Source organism: Photobacterium sp. ABD4_091 (genome assembly GCF_056160145.1).
In genome coordinates, this window is record NZ_JBSWWQ010000001.1 from 172709 (window position 1) to 191657 (window position 18949).

Consider the following 18949-nt stretch of genomic DNA (forward strand, 5'->3'; position numbering starts at 1 on the left):
GCAACATTATCCATATGTAGAGAAAAATCGCTTTTAGTTATAGAAATCAAAATGCTATTTAGTGACCTATTGCACAAAACCTCGCAAAAAGAAGTAAAAGAGTCGAAAAATCAAGCAAAAGGCAGCGATTAAATTCCACATATATTAAATCGATAGCCGATTAAACGATGTTACCTTTTACCTCTTTTCTTAATGCGTTGTTCCGTTCTCAATAATATAGAGATGTAAAGATAAGAGCCGCCTCTCGCTCACTTTCACTATGATTATTTTATAAAACAATATTCATACATACTCATAATAGATAAAGATCATGCACTTTACACTGATGGGGTACTTAATACGCTAGTTAAGCAGCCTGAGACACTCGAACAAATCAAATATCAATAACTTATGATTTACATGCCATATTTTTGAATTCGGTCAAAAGCTGAACACAATCTGAATGAAAAAGGAAATACACAATTGATTGCACATATCTTTGCTGGAACAATGTCAACAATTTATATGTAACACCCCAATAATTATTACAACATTTGTGATGAGAGCACAAAAACACTCTCAACAGGCTAATGACTAATAAGGAAGTTATATGAAACTTAGGTTATCTCTATGCGCAACATCTGTTGCTCTTATTTTGGCAGGTTGTGGTTCTGACTCAGGTAGTACAGGTGGTGGTGAAAGTGCTAGCGCACGTACAATTACAGCCATTGATGGCTACTTGGGTAATGCTATCGTTTGTGTTGATAGAAATGCGAACCAAAAATGTGATGACGGCGAAGCGTTGGATGGGCGTACAGCTTTAGACGGAACATTTACAATCCCAGCGGCAGATGCTGGGTATGATGTCATTGTAAAAGTAGCCCGTGGTGAAGCGAAAGACACTGACCAAATTGGCTTTGTTGATAACACCTATGAGTTGCTCGCGAAAAGTGATTCGGATGTGGTTACTCCGTTCACGACCCTAGCTGTTAAAGCTGACACTACCCTTGAAGCACTGGCTGCTGAGCTAGGTTTAGATTTGGACGTTCTCTCAGGGGACTATATCAAAGCTCAAGAAAGTGCCGACCAAAAAGAGGCGGCAATCATTGCCCACAAATTGGCGCAAGGTATTGCACGCTCACTGCCTGAAAGTGCAGAAGGTATTGATGCAAATGTTCTTATGGTAGAAGCCGCATTGGTTCTTGAGCATATCAATGACAAAGTAAACAGCGATGGGATTGATTCGCTTGATGGCTCTGTCTTCACCGTTGAAGATGGTAAGGTTGTTATTAATCACCAACCAAAAACGCTTCAAGAATACCTGATTGGTGATGGTGGTAGAACATGGGATACGATTAGCACGAATCTGGCCTATGCTTCTGAGGAAGGTATTCAAACATTCAACATGACTCAAGATATCTTGTGCCTCGGTGATAATTCCGATGACAGTGAATGTATTGAAATAGATGAAGATAAACTGACGATTACATCAGAGGGTGAGTCTGATGAATTTATTTATCTCTCAACTGATTTAGCCCTTGCCGTCCCAGTCAATGACCTTGATTTAATCCTTTGGACTAAACACGAACTTCTATCTGGTGAGCCAATGGACATCGTAGTCAACGATTTCTCTGGCCAAACTTGGTACGCCATCTTTGACGACAGCGGTTCAAGCCAAACCCCAGAGCCAACATTGACCCAGTTTGATTTTGGCGCTTATGATGCCGATAAGAACGAAGGCAAGTTTACCTACACCGGCGATGGTGAATCAGAGGAAGCAACTTGGTCTATCGAGAAGAGATTTGATGACTCAGAACAAGAGTTCGAAGTCATTAAAATTCATCTTCCTGAAGGTGAAAACCCTTACGAAGTATCTAAAGTTGCCGATACTGGTAGTTTAGTAATAATGAATGAAGGCTCTAACCACGATATGTGGTTCAACTTGTACACCAAAGACAAAGCCTTGGCGGAATCCATTATGGAAAAGTGGCAAGCCGTCAATGACTAAAGCTACTTTGAGGTAGTAACACCTGAATCGTTATTCCAAAATAAAGGCCCTGAGGAACAGGGCCTTTAATTTCTAAACTGTATTAGTTCCGACTAGATCTGACACTTCAATTGAAATGAAGAGAGTTACCCACTTTGATTAAAGGTGCTGAATCCGTAATCAAAGACAATAAGAGGTAACTCTCATGCTTCATACTAGCAATCCAATCATCAAACACAAAGCTGGGCTTCTCAATCTTGCAGAAGAACTCGGTAATGTATCAAAAGCTTGTAAAGTCATGGGTGTCTCAAGAGACACTTTCTATCGTTATCAAGAGTTGGTAGAAACAGGTGGTATCGATGCTCTGATTAATCAAAGCCGCAGAACACCAAACTTAAAGAATCGTGTCGATAGTGAGACTGAGCAGGCTGTGCTCAAATACGCCATCGACTTCCCTGCGCATGGACAAGTCAGAACAAGCAATGAACTGCGTAAACTAGGCGTGTTTATCTCTCCAAGTGGCGTACGCTCAATCTGGCTCCGCAATGACCTAGAAAACTTCAAGAAACGTCTTATCGCACTGGAAAAACAGGTCGCAGAGGACGGTATAATCCTAACGGACGAGCAAGTCGCTGCCCTTGAGCGCAAGAAGCATGATGATGAGGCCTGTGGTGAGATAGAAACTGCACACCCAGGTTATCTCGGCTCTCAAGACACGTTCTATGTTGGCAATCTGAAAGGTGTTGGACGCATCTATCAGCAGACGTTCGTTGATACCTATAGCAAAGTTGCTTTCGCTAAGCTCTATACGACAAAAACACCTATCACCGCAGCAGATATGTTGAATGACAAGGTTCTACCGTTCTTCGAGACTCACGAGTTGCCAATGCTGCGAATCTTGACTGACCGGGGTACTGAATACTGCGGTCGAGTTGAGCAACATGACTACCAACTTTACTTAGCCATCAATGATATCGATCACACTAAAACTAAAGCCATGTCGCCACAGACAAACGGGATCTGCGAGCGCTTCCACAAGACCATATTGAATGAGTTCTACCAAGTGACGTTCAGAAAGAAACTGTATGGCTCAATGGATGAGTTGCAGAAAGATCTGGACGAATGGGTGGACTACTACAACAATCATCGTACCCATCAAGGAAAAATGTGCTGTGGCAGAACGCCCATAGAAACATTAGAGGATGGGAAATCAATCTGGGCCGAAAAGAATCTAGCCCAGATATAATCTGACAGGCACCAAGTCGAAAGTGGGTAACTGTCAGATCGGGTCTGAATTAGTACATCTAAACCATTACCTATTGCAGGCTTAAATATAAAACATTGGGTAGTCTTTTAGCTCAGGAATGACTTTTTGTAGCTCCTGCTCTTCTTCAGCCAAGCCTTCAATAGACTCACACACTGAACCTGCCTGCTCCGCTACTTCACCAGAGCGCTGTCGTATTGTTTCCTGTAGGCTCTTTTTCAACTCTGATAGCTGAGTCTGGAATTCCGAAAAGCTTAGATCGCCGCTTTTCATTTCCTCCGAAAGCGAAGCAATGACTCCCGATACCGACTCGACACTGATATGCTTCAAGGCATCTTCAAACTCTTGCTTCCAGTCCGTCTCCATCGACCCGAACACATCAGCCGGCATAACGAACTCGCCTTCAGGGTAAAACTTCTGCTTGGCCTTCGCGCTGTACTCGTCAACCAACTGCTCAGCGCCAGCGAAGGCATCAGTCTCTCCGAAGTGTGACGACAGTTCATCGATAACTTCCTGTGCAATACTTGCACCATCATCGGCTAGGTCTGCCATTTTAGGTAAGTACGATTTCACATGTTCGCTATAAGATTGCAAGGCTTGCATCTGTTGCTCAGAAAGCGCAACTTGCTTACCATCAATAAATAGCTGGTTAGCTTCATTGATCAAAAGCTTGGGCGTGCCGTCTTGGTAAACTGAAACCTGTTCACCTGAAATATGGATATCATTCGGCACATTGACCGGACAACTTTGGGCAAAACTTCCTGCCGAGCAAGCAAGAAGTGACAAGGAAATAACGGATTTTTTCATGGCTAACTTCAATCTTATCGATTTTGTTGCCCTACTTTATACCCAAACAACAGCCAAATGCTAGCAGTTAGCGACTCTCCTGGTCCCTAAGCGCCACAATTTATCCCGGCCGAAGAGTACATATTACAACCACTTAGGTATATACTACCCCTTGGCCCCATCAAAAAAGAGTTACCGTGGAAAAAGTCGCTATTTTTGTCGATGTGCAAAACATCTATTACACCGTCAAAGACACCTATGGGTGTAACTTTGATTACAATGCTTTTTGGGCTGAAGCGACCCAAGGCAGAGAAGTTGTGGCAGCGTATGCCTACGCCATTCACCGCGGCGACGAGAAACAGCGTCAATTCCAGAATATTCTTCGTGGTATTGGCTTCGACGTGAAGCTCAAACCCTTTATCCAGCGTAGCGATGGTTCCGCCAAAGGCGATTGGGATGTAGGGATCACGCTGGATGTGATGGAGCATGCACCCTGTGTCGACCGTATTATCTTGCTTTCGGGTGATGGCGACTTTGACCTACTGGTTGATAAGGTGCAAAGCAAATACGGGATAGACGTTGAGATCTATGGCGTACCGGGCTTAACAGCAGCATCACTGATTAACACCGCCAACTTCTTCCGTGAAATTGAAAATACACTGCTGCTTAAACGCTAGAGACTCTTTTTTATACAAATAATAGATTCCATACAGTAAAGGTAGGAGCCAGCTCCTACCTTTATTGTTTCTAACTCTGCTTTGTTTCTAGCACAGCCCTCGTTGATTCTTTTCAGTTAACGAGTTTCCGTCATTGCTTCATACTCTGTGGTGCCCCGTAACTCCTTTAGTGCACCAATCATCATCTTCAGCGGTACGATGACAAAGTACACCGAGGCCACCACCACCATCACTGGGTCAGCATACACAGAGTATGCCGCCAGGCCGATATACTGCATTACCGTTGCTAAGATAAAACCCACCATGACGGCGCCGCTGATCACCGTATCCATCATCCATTGCTTCGATTCGGCCACGACCAAATTAGAGCCTGACTTTTGGCCATACTTTCTCATTACAAGGTAAGTTGCCAAGCAACCAACAACATTAATCACACCAAAAAGAAGTGCTAAGCCGGTATCAATATCTCGGCCACCATCGAGTATTGCCAAAATGGCTGAGCTGAACGAAATACAGCACATAAAGGTGATCACTAAACCTTTAAAAGCGATGACCATCGGCTCTACCTTCTGGATTGATTCAGAGCCTTCTCGGGATGGTGAACGGATATACGCTGCGGCCATTAGGGATAATACGGTCAGCGCCAAACTGACCAGCGAATAAGCACCATCAAAAATAATAACCAGCGAGCCCATCCACAAGCCAAAGCCGATCCCTAAAACGGCAAACAACAGCGCAGAAAATGTTGAGAATTGTAAAAGCTTGCGCTCCAGTGCCACATTACATTGCATATCTACCTCAGTGCAGGGTTTCTATTTCCCCTGCTTGTGTTCCAGTTTTGTTTTCAGTGGTGATCATACCGAGGTAAGTACAAAGCCGAAAATCACTGAGCGCCAATTTTTTTGACGCTAACACTGACTTTCAACGTTTAATAAAGGATAATTTCCCTGACTACCTAAACCGACTCAGGACACAGGAACACGATGAAACTTAGCCAATTAGCCCTGTTTCTAGACACCTGCGAAACAGGTTCGATTACCGAAGCCGCAAAACGGAGTGGCAAAAACCGCACGACGGTCAGTTCGGCGCTTGGCGCTTTAGAGGATGAGTTAGGCGTATCACTCCTCGAGCGCAGCGGGAACCAGGTACAGCTAACAGAAATCGGAGACTCAATCAGAAGTGATGCCGAACGGATCATGATGATCGCCAGTGATATCCAAGCAAAATGCCAGCAGCACCTCGAAGGGGTGGAATCAGCATTGCGAATTGCCCGGGACGATGCTTTGCCGGAAGCCTTCTGGCGACAGCTGGTCCACGACTTGAGTGTCAAATACCCCAACAGCAGTATTTCTATCTATGTCGCCCCGCCGCCCGAGCTTGATGAAATGGTCGAGCAGAATATGGTGGATATGGCCTTCTGTTTATTGCCTACCGCCGATAACCTACCCAACAACCAATACACCCAGTTGGGCCAGATTAGAATGATGTCGGTAGCAAGAGCAGACCACCCGCTTAACCAGCTCAGCGAAGTGCTCAGCGATGATTTGGCCCACGCGACAGAATTTGTACTGGCTGCAATAAAAGATCATACACTTATCGCGGTGTCACCGACTTCCAGCAACTATATCGCGCTTACTTTTTACGAGCACTTGCGAAATGCTGTGCTTGATGGCAATGGCTGGTCTACCGTCCCTTCCGTTCTGATTAACAGTTACTTGCGTGATGGCACCCTGAAAGTGCTCAATCACTATCAATCCATGCGTTGGCAGCCTTACGGGGTGATCTATGGCAAGCATATTCAACTCGGGAAAGTATCCAGGTGGCTATCAACTCAGCTGGAAGCTTATCTAGACAAGGAGTCGAACTAGATGCAAGTGACATAAGGATGTCACGGTAGCTCAAACAAAGGGTCATGTTTTCTCTCTAGCCTTATATATACCCAAGCTACTTCAAAGTGCAGATTCCTCGGGAATTTATTGGCTTATAGACAAGGTAGAGACATGTCCGTCATACATCACCGAACGATTTGGCTATCAGACATCCATTTGGGCAACAAAGACTGCAAAACCGATTACCTCTTGGATTTCCTCAGCAAGAACAAAGCCGACACCCTGATCCTGGTTGGCGATATTATTGATTTGTGGTCGCTGAAAAATAAGCACTTTTGGCCTGAAAGCCACAACCAGGTCATTAAGTTATTGCTGGAGCAAGCCAGCGCTGGCACAAAAATCATTTATATCCCGGGAAACCATGACAGCTCAGTCAGGAAATTTGTCCAGTACAACTTCGGCCATGTCGAACTACATGACTCTTACATACACACCACAGCAAACGGCCAGCGGATACTTGCTATGCACGGTGACCAGTTTGACAGCATTGTCTGCCACAACCGTTTTCACGCCATTATTGGCGATGTCGGCTATGACTTCTTATTGTTTATCAACCGTTGGTGGTACCTTTTCCAAAAGCTGCGCAACAGGCCTTATTGGTCATTAGCAAGCTACCTTAAATCCAAAGTCGACAAAGCTAACCAAGCTATCGATCGGTTTACCCATGCAGCCATCAGCCATGCCCGCCAGCAGGATGTAGACGCCATCGTCTGTGGCCATATCCACCACCCATCCATCGTCCAAGACAAGGATATACTCTACCTCAATGACGGTGACTGGATTGAAAACTGTACCTGCATCGCCGAAGGATTTGATGGTGAGCTGTCGCTTATCAGCTGGACAGACAGGTATCAAGAAATCGCGCGAAGCCACTCTTTGAAAATAGTCTCTGACAGTGTCTCAGCGTCTGTCTCAAAAGATAAAGTAGCTTGATTTATAGGTAAAAAGCTTCAAATAAACCGATTCATTGCATATCTCGTTTCAGTGTTGAGCCTATATCTCAATTTAGGGTTTCTACAATTAATGGATACATTTTTTAGTGGTAACTCATTAGAGGTAGGCCGAAATGATAAAAAAATTAGTGGCCGAGTTCATCGGCACTTTCTGGTTGGTTCTGGGCGGCTGTGGTAGTGCCGTCTTGGCCGCAGCTTTTCCAGAGGTAGGCATTGGCTTGCTCGGCGTCTCACTAGCGTTTGGTCTCACCGTTGTCACCATGGCTTACGCCATAGGACATATCTCGGGCTGCCATCTCAACCCTGCGGTAACCGTTGGGCTTTGGTCCGGCGGACGATTCCCTGCCAGCGAAGTGATCCCCTACATCGTTTTTCAGGTACTCGGGGCGATAGCTGGGGCATTCGTACTCTATACGATTGCCAGCGGCCAGGCCGGATTCAGCCTGGCTGGAGGGCTTGCCTCCAATGGCTACGGCGATCATTCACCCGGTAATTACACCATGATGTCCGGTTTTATCACCGAATTTGTCATGACCTTCATGTTCCTGATCGTGATCTTGGGTGCAACGCACAAACTCGCCTCTCCGGCAATGGCGGGGTTGGCTATAGGGCTGGCTTTGACGTTGATCCACCTCATCAGCATTCCGGTTACCAATACCTCGGTTAACCCGGCTCGCAGTACCGGCCCTGCGGTATTAGTCGGTGATTGGGCAATGTCACAGCTCTGGTTGTTCTGGCTGGCACCGTTACTCGGCGCTCTGATTGCCGGGCTGGTATACCGCTGGTTATCACCAGACGAATAAATGCGAAATAAAAAATGCGCCTTAACGGCGCATTTTTTCGACAACTAGTACTGCCTAGCGCCTAGCCATCTTAGCGGCTTGTCAAAATCCTAAGTAGTACTTGCACTGGGTGCTTCATTTTAATGTGTTCAAACCGTTTGGCTTGGCTCCTGCAAGAATACCCCGTCGCCAAACAGCGATCAGGATCCAACTTAGCAAGGTTTGGCTGCCAACTGAGATCAAACACACCCTTGGATACTTCTAGCTTGTCTTTTTCATGGCCGAATGTGCCAGCCATCCCGCAGCACCCCACAGAGACCGGCGCTAGGTTTGCCCCGAAATGATCAAATATCATGCCCCACTCTTTCTCTGCATTAGGCAATTTGGTTTTTTCGGTACAGTGGGCAAATAGATACCAGTCATCCCCTTCGACTTTCGCAGCAGCCGGTTGCTCACCCAATAACGGCAATAACCATTCATGGGCAGTCAGGACTTCAAACTCACCCCGCTTAGCGGCCAGCACTTCGTTGTACTCATCCCGGTAGCAAAGTACCAGGGCAGGATCGACACCAACCATTGGAATGCCAATGGCGGCAAGCTGGTTGAGGAAATCAGCGGTGTTTTTGGCCGTTTTGGCAAACTGGCGCAAGAACCCTTTCACATGCTGCGCCTTGCCATTGGGCTTGAACGGTACCAGCATCGGCTTTTTACCCAGCTTTTCAGCCAGGAAGACCAAGTCGCGGACAACCTCAGCATCGTAATAGCTGGTAAATGGGTCTTGGACGATGAGCACATAGTCCTGTCGCTCACGTTCTGAGAGTGCCTGCAGCCACTGCAGGTCAAAACGCGTTGAATGGTGACCGTCCAGACTTTCAAACAGTGTCGGGACTGAAAGGGCTGGCATATCCACATAGCCAATTGCTTTTGCTGTCAGGCTTTTCGACCAGCTTGGACGCATGATGGCATTAAACGTCGCCGGGGCCTTGGCCATGATCGGCAAATAGCTCTCAACGTAGGCGACAAGGTAATCCTTTGCCGGGCGCTGGTAGCGGCTGTAGTAAATATTCATGAAGCGCGAACGGAAGCTAGGTACGTCGACTTTGATCGGGCATTGACTGGCGCAGGCTTTACACGCCAGACAGCCATTCATTGCCTCCATCACCTCATGGGAGAAATCATAGTCATGGCGAGCAGGGCCAAACGTGTTCCTGAAACGGTCGATGATTTGTTTTACAGACGGCGAACTGTCCATCAGGCTTTTTTCGAGCACCATAGGATCGATCCCTTGCTCGGCAAGCAAGCGCAGCCATTCACGAACCAGGCCAGCCCGCCCCTTTGGTGAATGACGTCGATCGGCGGTGATCTTCATCGACGGGCACATCGGTGAGCTGGTGTCGTAATTAAAACACAACCCATTGCCGTTACACTCCATCGCCTGCTTGAAGCTATCGCGTACTTTCACCGGGATCTGGCGGTCAAAGTAGCCCCGCTTCACCCCGTCGACTTGCACCAGCTCGTCATTGCTGTCTAGCGGCGTACAAATCTTGCCCGGGTTCATCCGGTTGCCAGGGTCAAAGGCCGCCTTTATCCTGCGAAGCTCAGTGAACAGCTCATCGCCAAAGAACTCCGGCCCGTATTCTGAACGGTAACCCTTACCGTGCTCACCCCACATCAGGCCGCCATATTTCGCGACCAAAGCAACCACCTGATCAGAAATCTGTTTCATCAAGCGCTCTTGCTGGGGATCGCACATGTCCAATGCCGGCCGGACATGCAGTACCCCGGCATCCACGTGACCGAACATGCCATAATTGAGCTTATGTTCATCGAGCAGCTGGCGGAACTCAGCGATAAAGTCAGCCAGGTTTTCCGGTGGGACACAGGTATCCTCGGCAAATGGGACAGGTTTCTTACTGCCTTTGGCTGCCCCTAGAAGCCCCACCGCTTTCTTGCGCATATTGTAAATTTTCTGGATACCAGCCAGCTCATTACACACTTGGTAGCCAATGATGCCATGCTGTTTTTTCTCCAGCATTTCATCTAGACGCTGGCACAGCTCGTTAACCTGTTGCTGGTTCTCTTTGGGATCATTACTGGCGTACTCAACCATATTGATACCCAGCATTTCTTGATTGGGTACATCCGCCAGCAAATCACTGACCGTATGCCAGATAATGTCTTGCTTGGCGAGATTCAGTACACGGGAGTCAACCGTTTCAACCGACAACGCCTTCGCTTCCACCATCATTGGGGCGTTACGCAATGCAGAATCAAAGCTGTCGTACTTGATGTTGACGAGCGTCCGGGATTTAGGGATAGGAGTGAGGTTCAGCTTGGCCTCAGTGATAAAGGCCAGCGAGCCTTCAGAGCCACAGAGCAAACGAGAGATATCAAACTGGCTGAGCGGCTCATCGAAAACGTTCTTTAAGTCATAGCCCGTCAGGAAGCGGTTAAGAGGAGGGAACTTGCTGACAATTTGCCCACGCTTTTCCCGGCATACTTGCTCAGAAACTTGCAGCGCCCTTGTCGCATAGTCTTCGGCAGGGGGCATCGACTGTATCGCATCGCTTTGCAATGGCTCGGTATCGAGCACTGACCCATCAACCAAGATAGCTTTAAGGCCTAGGACATGATCTGACGTCTTGCCATACTTCAGCGAGCCTTGCCCAGAAGCATCAGTATTGATCATGCCGCCAATGGTTGCCCGGTTGCTGGTGGATAAATCAGGGGAAAAGAAGAAGCCATGGGGGCGAAGCGCATCATTGAACTGATCTTTGACCAGCCCAGTTTGGACTCTGGCCCAGCCCTCTTCTGTATTGATTTCCAGCACCTTGTTCATGTGCCGTGATAAATCCACCACCACGCCGGGTGTCAGTGATTGGCCGTTAGTCCCAGTACCGCCACCCCGAGGGGAAAAAGTTATACTGCTGAAGGCGTCTTTTTGGGCTAATTGCCCAAGCACAACAAGATCTTGGTTTCGGGTAGGGAATACGACGGCTTGTGGAAGTTGCTGATAGACGCTGTTATCCGTTGCCACCGCTAGGCGGCTGGCATAGGTATGTTCTATATCACCGCAGAAGCCCGCTTTTTCGAGCTCTTGCAGAAATGACAGTACCACGTCATCAGTACTGTTTTGGTGTGTCAGTGCAGGTAACATTGCTCTCCTTGTCCAGTGTCACGCCGTATCCTCGGCGACTGGCCTCTCTCATAGTTATGATTTGGGTATATATGCCTGTGTTACTTCACACTTTACCCTACCGAGATCGGGAAAAAAAGCAGCGGCATAAAACCGTGCCCTCTGTGTATGTATACGCGCTATTTGCTAAGCTTCGATCTAACCCAGGCCGAACCTGCAACTAACCAAGCACTCAGCACAAGATAGCCCACTCCCTTGATGCCCAGCACTATCAAGCTGACTGTCTGCGTTGAAGACAACCATTTAATGCAGCCATTAATCGCGAAAGCCACCAAAAGCACCCACACAGCGGCCATCACCGTCCTGACAAAAGACAATTTTGGCGTGTCTTGGTTTAACTGGACGGCATAATCGATTGCCAGAACCGTTCCTAGCAAAGTGGCAAACAAATAAGCCTGAGCGGGTACCAAGGTTATACCTGCCGCTGCACCAACCAAAACGCTAATACCCAACCAGAACCAGCGATTGGTCAGTTGTTGTTGGAATGCACTAAACTCACTGTTTCGCCAAACCACAAACATTGCCACAATGACAATTCCCAGCATCAAACTTAACACCGCATCGCTGATAAAGTGCACTCCGAGCCAGACCCTTGCCACGCACTGAATAGCAACCAGTGAGAGGGTAAGCAAGCCTATCACCCTCTTTTGGCTCACTGCCGTATAGCGCAGTTGCAAAAAGTAACCCCATATTCCAATAACCAAAGTCGCCATCAAAATATGACCACTAGGAAAACCGAAACCATAAGCGTTCGCCTTTTGCAGGGCGGGAACAATAAAAAATGGGCGAGGCAACGCCAGGCCATGCTTGAGCAAAGAGGCACTGAATAATGACACCGCCATCAAAAAAGCCACTTCCAGGAACAATGGTGTGCGCAAACTGCCAGCAAACACCACCGCCATAATAAAGACAAACCATGGCTCTCCTATCACACTGGCCCCACGCATGATCACGTTGAACAGCTCTTCAGCTAAAGTGGGCCAATTCGCGGTATAACGCTGAAACTGTTCAATAATATCAAGTTCATATTGGTGTAGCAGGCTCAGTTCCGTGTCAAAGCGGTCATAAGTGGCGACTTCACTTTCAGGTGTTTCTGCCAACCACTGGAGTAACAGCGGCGCATCCTCGGCATAGCGGTAGTCATTACTGTCTATGGCTTGAGGGGCAATCAGATAGGTACGTTCAACCTCGGTTGCGAAATGCTTTGAAAACCATGAGGCAACAATCGGATACCCCCTGCTGTCAATGAACGATGAGACAGGGATGGGCGATGTCGCCTGGCAGGCATAGATTGCCGCCCGCCCCCGGTATTGGATAAGGTGCTTGGCCTCCACCTCAATCCCCGTCTCCTCCCGCGCTTCGCGCACTGCGGCTTGCTGGGGGGTATCTCCTTTGTCTATATAGCCGCCGGGCAAGGAGAGTTTCTTGGTGATCACTTCAGATAACATCACCAAGTTATTGCCATTGCGAATAACGCAAACAGCCCCCAATATGTTATCCGGCACCACCCCTTCTGGCTCAGAACTTTGCTTTGCTGATAGAGTAAAACTAACAAACAATAGTGCCAGATAGATGAAAGTGAGATATATAGGGTGTGTTTTCAACGGGATAGCCAAATGTTTATTATAGGTAAAATAAGGCTAATACTATCAACAATAGTTAAGCTAAGCTATTGAAATAGAATGATGATATATTTATATAAATATTTATTAGCCTTTAATTATGAGGCCATTGCTAATTCACATTTCTTATGCCAATAAACAATGAAGCACAATGAATAAACCACCGCCGCCACCAGTTTTACCCGACACTTATTATCGTGATAACTTTCTGACGCTTATCACGACCGTTAACAACGTGTATTCCGATTTGCTTAGCAGCGGTGAGCGGCATTGGTACCGCACTTTCATCGCGCTCAACCCTTCAGCCCAATGCCTCTACATCCGGCTGTTGACCCGCAAGGGTTCCTACTTTCGTCGAGATAAGATCCATTACCCTGAAATCGACTCGCTGGCCGCCGCTTATACCGAGCTCGAACAGGCAAAAATGATCGGCATTGCCCCTGAAGGGATGAATTCTGATGCTTTTTGTGTCCTCCATACCAAACCCGAGCTGATCCAATTATTTAATTTCCTTGCCAAACACAAACAGGCCAAGAAAGCCGAGATTGTCCAGCTCGTTCACCAACATCAGCCTGATCTCAGCCACTACAACAGCAACTTAGTTGAGGTATACCACAACCAACACCTTGCGGTATTCCTGTTGCTATTTTTTGGCAACAGCCACCAAGACCTTAGCCAGTTCGTTTTGGCTGATATCGGCATCCAGACATTTGAAAACTACCCTATCGATACCACTTACCGCTTATTCAACCATCGCCAGGAGATTGATAATTGGCTAGCACTTTCCGTATTGGCAGAACAATATTGGCACCATAAAGAGAGCAAAAACCTTACGGCCATTGCCGAGATGCAGCACGCTTTGCCTTCAGTATTTTCCTGGCAGCCGCTAGAAAGAAAAAGGCAACGCCTGATCAACCACATCGCCCGAGATGTCGAAAGGCTGGGCAATACCGATGCAACGCGCCTTCAGCAATCCCTTGCACTCTTCCAGCAGAGTGAACTGGCACCATCAAGGGAAAGGCAAGTGAGGATCCTCGACAAACAAACTAATCTTGAGCAAGCACTGACCATTGCCCAAGAAATGCGCCAAGCCCCACTGAATGAAGAAGAAGCCGACGTTGCTGATACGCTCACACACCGTTTACTCAACAAGCTAGGAGACAAACAACCACCCAGGAAAAAGCCTGTTTTTGACAATGAAATGCTGTCCCTCCCCCAGCAACTGGCATGTGTCGAACTCGATGCCGCCGCCTACTTCCAACAACAAGGATGGCAATCCTATTATCTCGAGAACACCTTGCTCTGCGGGCTCTTCGGCCTCGCTATGTGGGATATTATTTTCTCGGCCCAGCAAGGTGCCTTCCTCAACCCATTCCAACGCTCACCCAAAGATATGTTTTCGCGTGATTTCTACCTCAACCGCAAACAGCAGATAGATGAGCGCCTCAATCAGCTGGAAACTGGGGAATGGGAGGATTGGTTAGCGGTATATAACGCCAAACAAGGGCTAAGCAATGACTGGATTCATTGGGGCGTGATCACTGAAGAAATCATCATAAATGCTATTTCAACCATTCCTGTATCGGCCTTAACCGCTATTTTCAAGCGGATCTTATTCGACCCGAGGAACAACCGCAGCGGCTTTCCAGACTTAGTGTTGTTCAAAAGCGAAGAGTACTGCTTTGCCGAAGTAAAAGGCCCGGGGGATACACTGCAGAATAACCAAATCCGTTGGCTGAAGATGTTCCAACAGCACCAAATACCCGCCAAGGTGGTCTATGTCACTTGGGCTGAAGATAGGTAAAGCAAATAAAATAGATAAAAAGAAAAAGGGCGAAGCCGCCCTTTTCTTAATAACTATGGTTTGAGCCGGTTACTTTTTGCTACCAATGTAGTCAAACAAAATACCCTCTTCAACCAGGCCGGTACAGATACCAGCGCCATAATTGCTTAGTTCAGCATCTTGAGCTGGGTTATTAGTTTTATCCCAGTCCACAACTTCAACAAACTCACCCTGGGCATTGATCATCAATGCATTGTCAGTACTAATGCTGCGCTGGTAATCAGTGAACAGCCCATCGGTGAACCAAAAACGCGACATGGTGTTCATCAACTGGCGGTCTTGCTTGTTCGGGTAAATCTTCTCGCCGGCAATGTTTACCGCCTTATTGAAGATAAATGGTAATTCCGATGCATGGCAGGCTTTGCCAGTGCCGTCTGTATTGCTGCAGCTCAGTGCCGCCAAATTACCCATCATGCCGTGGCCGAATGGCCAGATGTTGATGCTGGAGGTGTAGTCGTAATGATACAGCGTCGTATTGTTGTCAACGTGATCAGGGTTATCTACAACTTGTCGTGTAGCACAGGTAAACAGCAGGTCATTAGCCAGCTTGCGGATCTGGCTAATGTTACCTAGCACGCCTTTATCGCCGTCTTCACCATTGCCAGTCAGGGTTTTATCATCAAACGGGGCGTAATCTGTAAATGCCAGTGCTTTGTTTGCTGTTTGGTTTTGCAGCCCAAGGAACAAGCGGGTAATAATTGGATATAGGTTCTGGCGAGTTGATACATCATCAGGTAATGCTTTTACTTCTTCAAGCAGCGCCTGATATTGTTTTCTTTTGTCGCGATCGAACCAATTTTCAATAATCAACCAATTTAACGCAAGCTGTAACTTGGTTTTGACCTTGCTAATATCGATTGAATCTGTGTATGAAATATCACTTAAAAACAGTGGCTCTACTTGCCCTGTTTCTGGATTAACTTTTTCCAAGTTATACAGAAACATCCAATCCAGCATGGAGGTAAAAATATTGGCCTCATCAGTATTAAAACCAACAACCGTAGGTACTAGAAAATCAGTGTCAATTGCCTGTTCAGATAAATGGCCATATGACTCTATCTCTTCCGATTTTGCCTTATCGATATAAGGCGCAAACGGCAAGAAACCTGAGGTGGACGGGAATGATGTGACCAGCCCTGTCACCAACTGGGTTGGCTCCTTGGCAAAAGCCTGGATGGCTTTTAGTTCTTCCAGGCTCAATTCTACAAGCGGTTTAGCAAACAACTCCTGAGATTTTGCCTCTAGCAGCCCAGCCAAGCGCATAGCAGAGCCGTAATCCTTATAGGCAATGCCATACGGGTTGCTCTGCATAATCGCTCGTTGATAAAGCGGGCCAGCGACTTCTTCATCCTTCTGCAAAATACCAATCGACATCGCACCGGCACTTTCACCGAATACCGTCACATTAGCCGCGTCACCGCCAAATTGTGAGATATACTTGTTAACCCACTCAAGGCCACGTTTCTGGTCACCGATACCAAAGTTACCACCCTGAGGTTGCTGTTCTGCATCGACCCATTTGCTACCCAACAAGCCTACACGGTAATTGAGTGAGACAGCAATGAATGGCTTTTCTCGCTCACCCAGCAAAGTGTCAGAGATGCTTTGGGCAACAACCGTATCAGCTTGGTTCAGGGCTGATGAACCCGCACCACTTTCAAAAGAGCCACCGTGAATAAATACGTACACCGGCAGGTTGGCTTCGGAATCCACACCTGCAGGGCGCCAAATATTCAGGCTAAGACAATCTTCAGACTGTGCTACATCACCGCTGCCGAGCTGCGGGCAAATTGCGCCAAATTCCGTCGCGTCAATTTGACTTTCAGGATCCACCTGATCTTCCGGAGCAATGAGTTCACTCTGCTTAAAGCGGTCTGCCGCAGCAAAGCGAATACCTTTGAATGCTTCAACCTCAATAGTTTCAGCTCTACCTGCTAGGTTGGTAATGGCGCTTTTTTCAACCAAACCCGTTACCTGTGCCTCGCCAACTTGGATGGTGACATTGGCCGGTGCAATATTTTCTTTTGCTGATGTCGAAGAATCAGTGTTGCATGCAACCAAGGCCAACGCGATACCTGTTGCAATGATAGAGCGGGAATAAACTTTCATAATTATAATCTTTATATGCTTCTTGTTTTTTAATAATAAGCAACTTAAGCAAAGAGATATTATCTCCACACTTATAATTAAGGTGCTTGAATATTATTTATTATAATTAATTAACTATAAAATTAAATCAAATTTGATCTGGTCTGACGTTTTAACAAACACAACAAAATGATAAAAAACAGTTAATTTAAGAACCCTATTATATACAAGGCACCCACCTATACCCACGCTGAATGAGATATATTATTATCCTTTAATATCAATCATATAAAACCAAATCTCTATCGCTAATTTAGATCTATCAATCCAACAATGAATCATTTACCTGACTGATGTCACACAGAACACATTGCAAATTCAAATGCAAAGACAAATAGCATTTATCGTTATAATACTAAGCGCATGCACCATAACACTCTCAATAACAATATAAAAACAATTACATTATTATTAACTGATCAGAGTTGTTTAAATAAATACTCACTCTAGAATCTCTAGCATAATTTAAGGCGATATCAAAACGCCAAACTCAATAATTAAAAGATATATACACATGTTCAAGAAGCGTCTATTAACGAGTGCTGTAGTTTCGGCTATTGCGCTTTCTTCCGCCCCCTCTTTCGCTGCAGGGTTTCAATTAAATAGCCAATCAGCAACGGGTCTAGGCCGAGCTTTTGCAGGTGATGCCGTTATTGCCGATAATGCCTCGGTAGCTGCCCGTAACCCGGCTGCGATGGCATTGTTCAAAGAAGCTAACTTCTCGCTTGGTTTCAATGTTATTGCCACAGATGTCCAGGTTAAGTCTGGTACCTACCACCAGCCAAAAGTCATTGCAGGCATCAATGGTGAGGTGCTGGCTGTAGAGTCTAACAGCTACGATATTTCAGGTACCGAAGACATCGGTGGCACTTCGCTTGTGCCAAACCTTCACTTGGTGATGCCAATCAACGAACAGTGGGCTTGGGGGTTATCGGCGTACTCGAACTTCGGTACTGCAACAGAATTTGAAGATGACTTTGCCGCCTCTATTTTCGGCGGAATAACCAGCGTCAAGAGCATGAACCTTGGCGCAAGCCTGTCATACCGCCTGAATGAACACCTCAGCTTCGGTGCTGGGCTGGATGTTATCTACGGTGTGGGTGAGCTATCACGCGACTTTGATGCAGAAGTTTGCCCCGCGGTTATGGGCAGTCCTGTGTTCTGTACCGAGCTCAAGCAAAATGTACTTGAGGTCGATGCTTCGGGTACGGCACTGGGCTGGAATGCCGGTATGGTTTACGAAATTAACGAAAACCACCGCTTTGGCTTAAGCTACCGCTACAGCCCGACGGTGAAAGCAGAAGGTGATGTCATGGGTGGTATGCAAACCGCCAGCTCGATGGACTTACCATTGCCAGACATTGCAGAATTTTCCGGCTACCACCGCCTGAGCAACAAGTTTGCGGCTCACTATAGTTTGCAATGGGTAGAATGGAGTGCGTTCGATACCCTGTATATTGGCGGTATTGAGAAAGAATACAAATGGAAAGATGCAGGCCATATTTCCGTTGGTGGTACCTACTACCTGAACAACGATTGGACACTTCGTGCTGGTTACATGTACGACATTGCCGCAACGGACGAGCTGAAATCAATCTCGATTCCTGACTCTGATCGCCAGTGGTTCTCTGCCGGCTTTAGCTATCACCTGAGCCAAAAAGAAAGCATCGACTTTGGCCTGACTTACCTGGTCGGCCAGGACGTAACGTTTGACGAGCATCTAGACCCTAAACTGGATGCGCCTTCGATTACCGGAGCCACGACTCGCGCCGACGCTATTCTGTTTGGTTTGCAATACAGCCGCTCGTTTTAAGGGCAACCTG

General features: G+C 46.9%; 13 protein-coding genes. 8 read left to right on the forward strand and 5 right to left on the reverse strand.

Annotated elements, in window-relative coordinates:
- The first annotated feature begins 589 nt into the window (after positions 1-589).
- Both ACXAGQ_RS00665 and ACXAGQ_RS00670 read left to right on the forward strand, forming a co-directional pair.
- The gene (locus tag ACXAGQ_RS00665; protein ID WP_475250923.1) at positions 590-1987 is read left to right on the forward strand and encodes a hypothetical protein; all 1398 of its coding nucleotides are present in this window, start codon (positions 590-592) and stop codon (positions 1985-1987) included.
- A 184-nt stretch (positions 1988-2171) separates the two neighbouring features.
- On the forward strand, positions 2172-3212 hold the full coding sequence (locus ACXAGQ_RS00670; protein WP_475250925.1) for an IS481 family transposase: 1041 nt from the start codon (positions 2172-2174) through the stop codon (positions 3210-3212).
- Positions 3213-3293: 81 nt separating this feature from the next.
- Here ACXAGQ_RS00670 and ACXAGQ_RS00675 read toward each other — a convergent pair whose 3' ends face one another.
- The gene (locus ACXAGQ_RS00675) at positions 3294-4037 is read right to left on the reverse strand and encodes a DUF2884 family protein (RefSeq protein ID WP_475250927.1); all 744 of its coding nucleotides are present in this window, start codon (positions 4035-4037) and stop codon (positions 3294-3296) included.
- Between the two features lie 176 nt (positions 4038-4213).
- Here ACXAGQ_RS00675 and ACXAGQ_RS00680 point away from each other — a divergent pair, with 176 nt between their 5' ends.
- Positions 4214-4693 carry a LabA-like NYN domain-containing protein gene (locus ACXAGQ_RS00680; protein WP_475250929.1) on the forward strand — a complete coding sequence of 160 codons (480 nt, stop codon included), beginning with the start codon at positions 4214-4216 and terminating at the stop codon, positions 4691-4693.
- Positions 4694-4809: 116 nt separating this feature from the next.
- Here the strand turns inward: ACXAGQ_RS00680 and ACXAGQ_RS00685 are convergent, their stop codons facing one another.
- Positions 4810-5484: a cation efflux transmembrane domain-containing protein gene (locus ACXAGQ_RS00685; protein ID WP_475250931.1), complete on the reverse strand. Its 675-nt coding sequence runs from the start codon at positions 5482-5484 to the stop codon at positions 4810-4812.
- A gap of 192 nt (positions 5485-5676) precedes the next feature.
- On the opposite strand from ACXAGQ_RS00685, the gene ACXAGQ_RS00690 reads away from it, so the two are divergent.
- The 3 genes from ACXAGQ_RS00690 to aqpZ all read left to right on the forward strand — a co-directional run bounded on the left by ACXAGQ_RS00690 (position 5677) and on the right by aqpZ (position 8338).
- Positions 5677-6561, forward strand: coding sequence for a LysR family transcriptional regulator (locus tag ACXAGQ_RS00690; RefSeq protein ID WP_475250933.1), 885 nt, complete (start codon positions 5677-5679; stop codon positions 6559-6561).
- Between the two features lie 132 nt (positions 6562-6693).
- Positions 6694-7515, forward strand: coding sequence for a UDP-2,3-diacylglucosamine diphosphatase (locus ACXAGQ_RS00695; RefSeq protein ID WP_475250935.1), 822 nt, complete (start codon positions 6694-6696; stop codon positions 7513-7515).
- 136 nt (positions 7516-7651) lie between these two features.
- The gene (aqpZ, locus tag ACXAGQ_RS00700; RefSeq protein WP_475254629.1) at positions 7652-8338 is read left to right on the forward strand and encodes an aquaporin Z; all 687 of its coding nucleotides are present in this window, start codon (positions 7652-7654) and stop codon (positions 8336-8338) included.
- 70 nt (positions 8339-8408) lie between these two features.
- Here the strand turns inward: aqpZ and ydiJ are convergent, their stop codons facing one another.
- Both ydiJ and ACXAGQ_RS00710 read right to left on the reverse strand, forming a co-directional pair.
- Positions 8409-11474: a D-2-hydroxyglutarate dehydrogenase YdiJ gene (gene ydiJ / locus ACXAGQ_RS00705; RefSeq protein WP_475250937.1), complete on the reverse strand. Its 3066-nt coding sequence runs from the start codon at positions 11472-11474 to the stop codon at positions 8409-8411.
- A 158-nt stretch (positions 11475-11632) separates the two neighbouring features.
- Complete coding sequence (locus ACXAGQ_RS00710) at positions 11633-13117, reverse strand: bifunctional NUDIX hydrolase/phosphatase PAP2 family protein (protein ID WP_475250939.1); 1485 nt, start codon at positions 13115-13117, stop codon at positions 11633-11635.
- Positions 13118-13286: 169 nt separating this feature from the next.
- On the opposite strand from ACXAGQ_RS00710, the gene ACXAGQ_RS00715 reads away from it, so the two are divergent.
- Complete coding sequence (locus tag ACXAGQ_RS00715) at positions 13287-14939, forward strand: VRR-NUC domain-containing protein (RefSeq protein ID WP_475250941.1); 1653 nt, start codon at positions 13287-13289, stop codon at positions 14937-14939.
- 69 nt (positions 14940-15008) lie between these two features.
- Here ACXAGQ_RS00715 and ACXAGQ_RS00720 read toward each other — a convergent pair whose 3' ends face one another.
- Complete coding sequence (locus ACXAGQ_RS00720) at positions 15009-17087, reverse strand: carboxylesterase family protein (RefSeq protein WP_475250943.1); 2079 nt, start codon at positions 17085-17087, stop codon at positions 15009-15011.
- 553 nt (positions 17088-17640) lie between these two features.
- Here ACXAGQ_RS00720 and ACXAGQ_RS00725 point away from each other — a divergent pair.
- The gene (locus ACXAGQ_RS00725) at positions 17641-18939 is read left to right on the forward strand and encodes an outer membrane protein transport protein (RefSeq protein WP_475250945.1); all 1299 of its coding nucleotides are present in this window, start codon (positions 17641-17643) and stop codon (positions 18937-18939) included.
- The last annotated feature ends 10 nt before the right edge of the window (positions 18940-18949 follow it).

Excerpts from the sequence above, each read along its gene's own strand:
- ACXAGQ_RS00675 (WP_475250927.1), bottom strand. The coding sequence starts at position 4,037 with ATGAAAAAATCCGTTATTTCCTTGTCACTTCTTGCTTGCTCGGCAGGA.
- ACXAGQ_RS00725 (WP_475250945.1), top strand. The coding sequence starts at position 17,641 with ATGTTCAAGAAGCGTCTATTAACGAGTGCTGTAGTTTCGGCTATTGCG.
- ACXAGQ_RS00715 (WP_475250941.1), top strand. The coding sequence starts at position 13,287 with ATGAATAAACCACCGCCGCCACCAGTTTTACCCGACACTTATTATCGT.
- ACXAGQ_RS00685 (WP_475250931.1), bottom strand. The coding sequence starts at position 5,484 with ATGCAATGTAATGTGGCACTGGAGCGCAAGCTTTTACAATTCTCAACA.
- ACXAGQ_RS00695 (WP_475250935.1), top strand. The coding sequence starts at position 6,694 with ATGTCCGTCATACATCACCGAACGATTTGGCTATCAGACATCCATTTG.
- ACXAGQ_RS00720 (WP_475250943.1), bottom strand. The coding sequence starts at position 17,087 with ATGAAAGTTTATTCCCGCTCTATCATTGCAACAGGTATCGCGTTGGCC.
- ACXAGQ_RS00665 (WP_475250923.1), top strand. The coding sequence starts at position 590 with ATGAAACTTAGGTTATCTCTATGCGCAACATCTGTTGCTCTTATTTTG.
- ACXAGQ_RS00690 (WP_475250933.1), top strand. The coding sequence starts at position 5,677 with ATGAAACTTAGCCAATTAGCCCTGTTTCTAGACACCTGCGAAACAGGT.
- ydiJ (WP_475250937.1), bottom strand. The coding sequence starts at position 11,474 with ATGTTACCTGCACTGACACACCAAAACAGTACTGATGACGTGGTACTG.
- ACXAGQ_RS00670 (WP_475250925.1), top strand. The coding sequence starts at position 2,172 with ATGCTTCATACTAGCAATCCAATCATCAAACACAAAGCTGGGCTTCTC.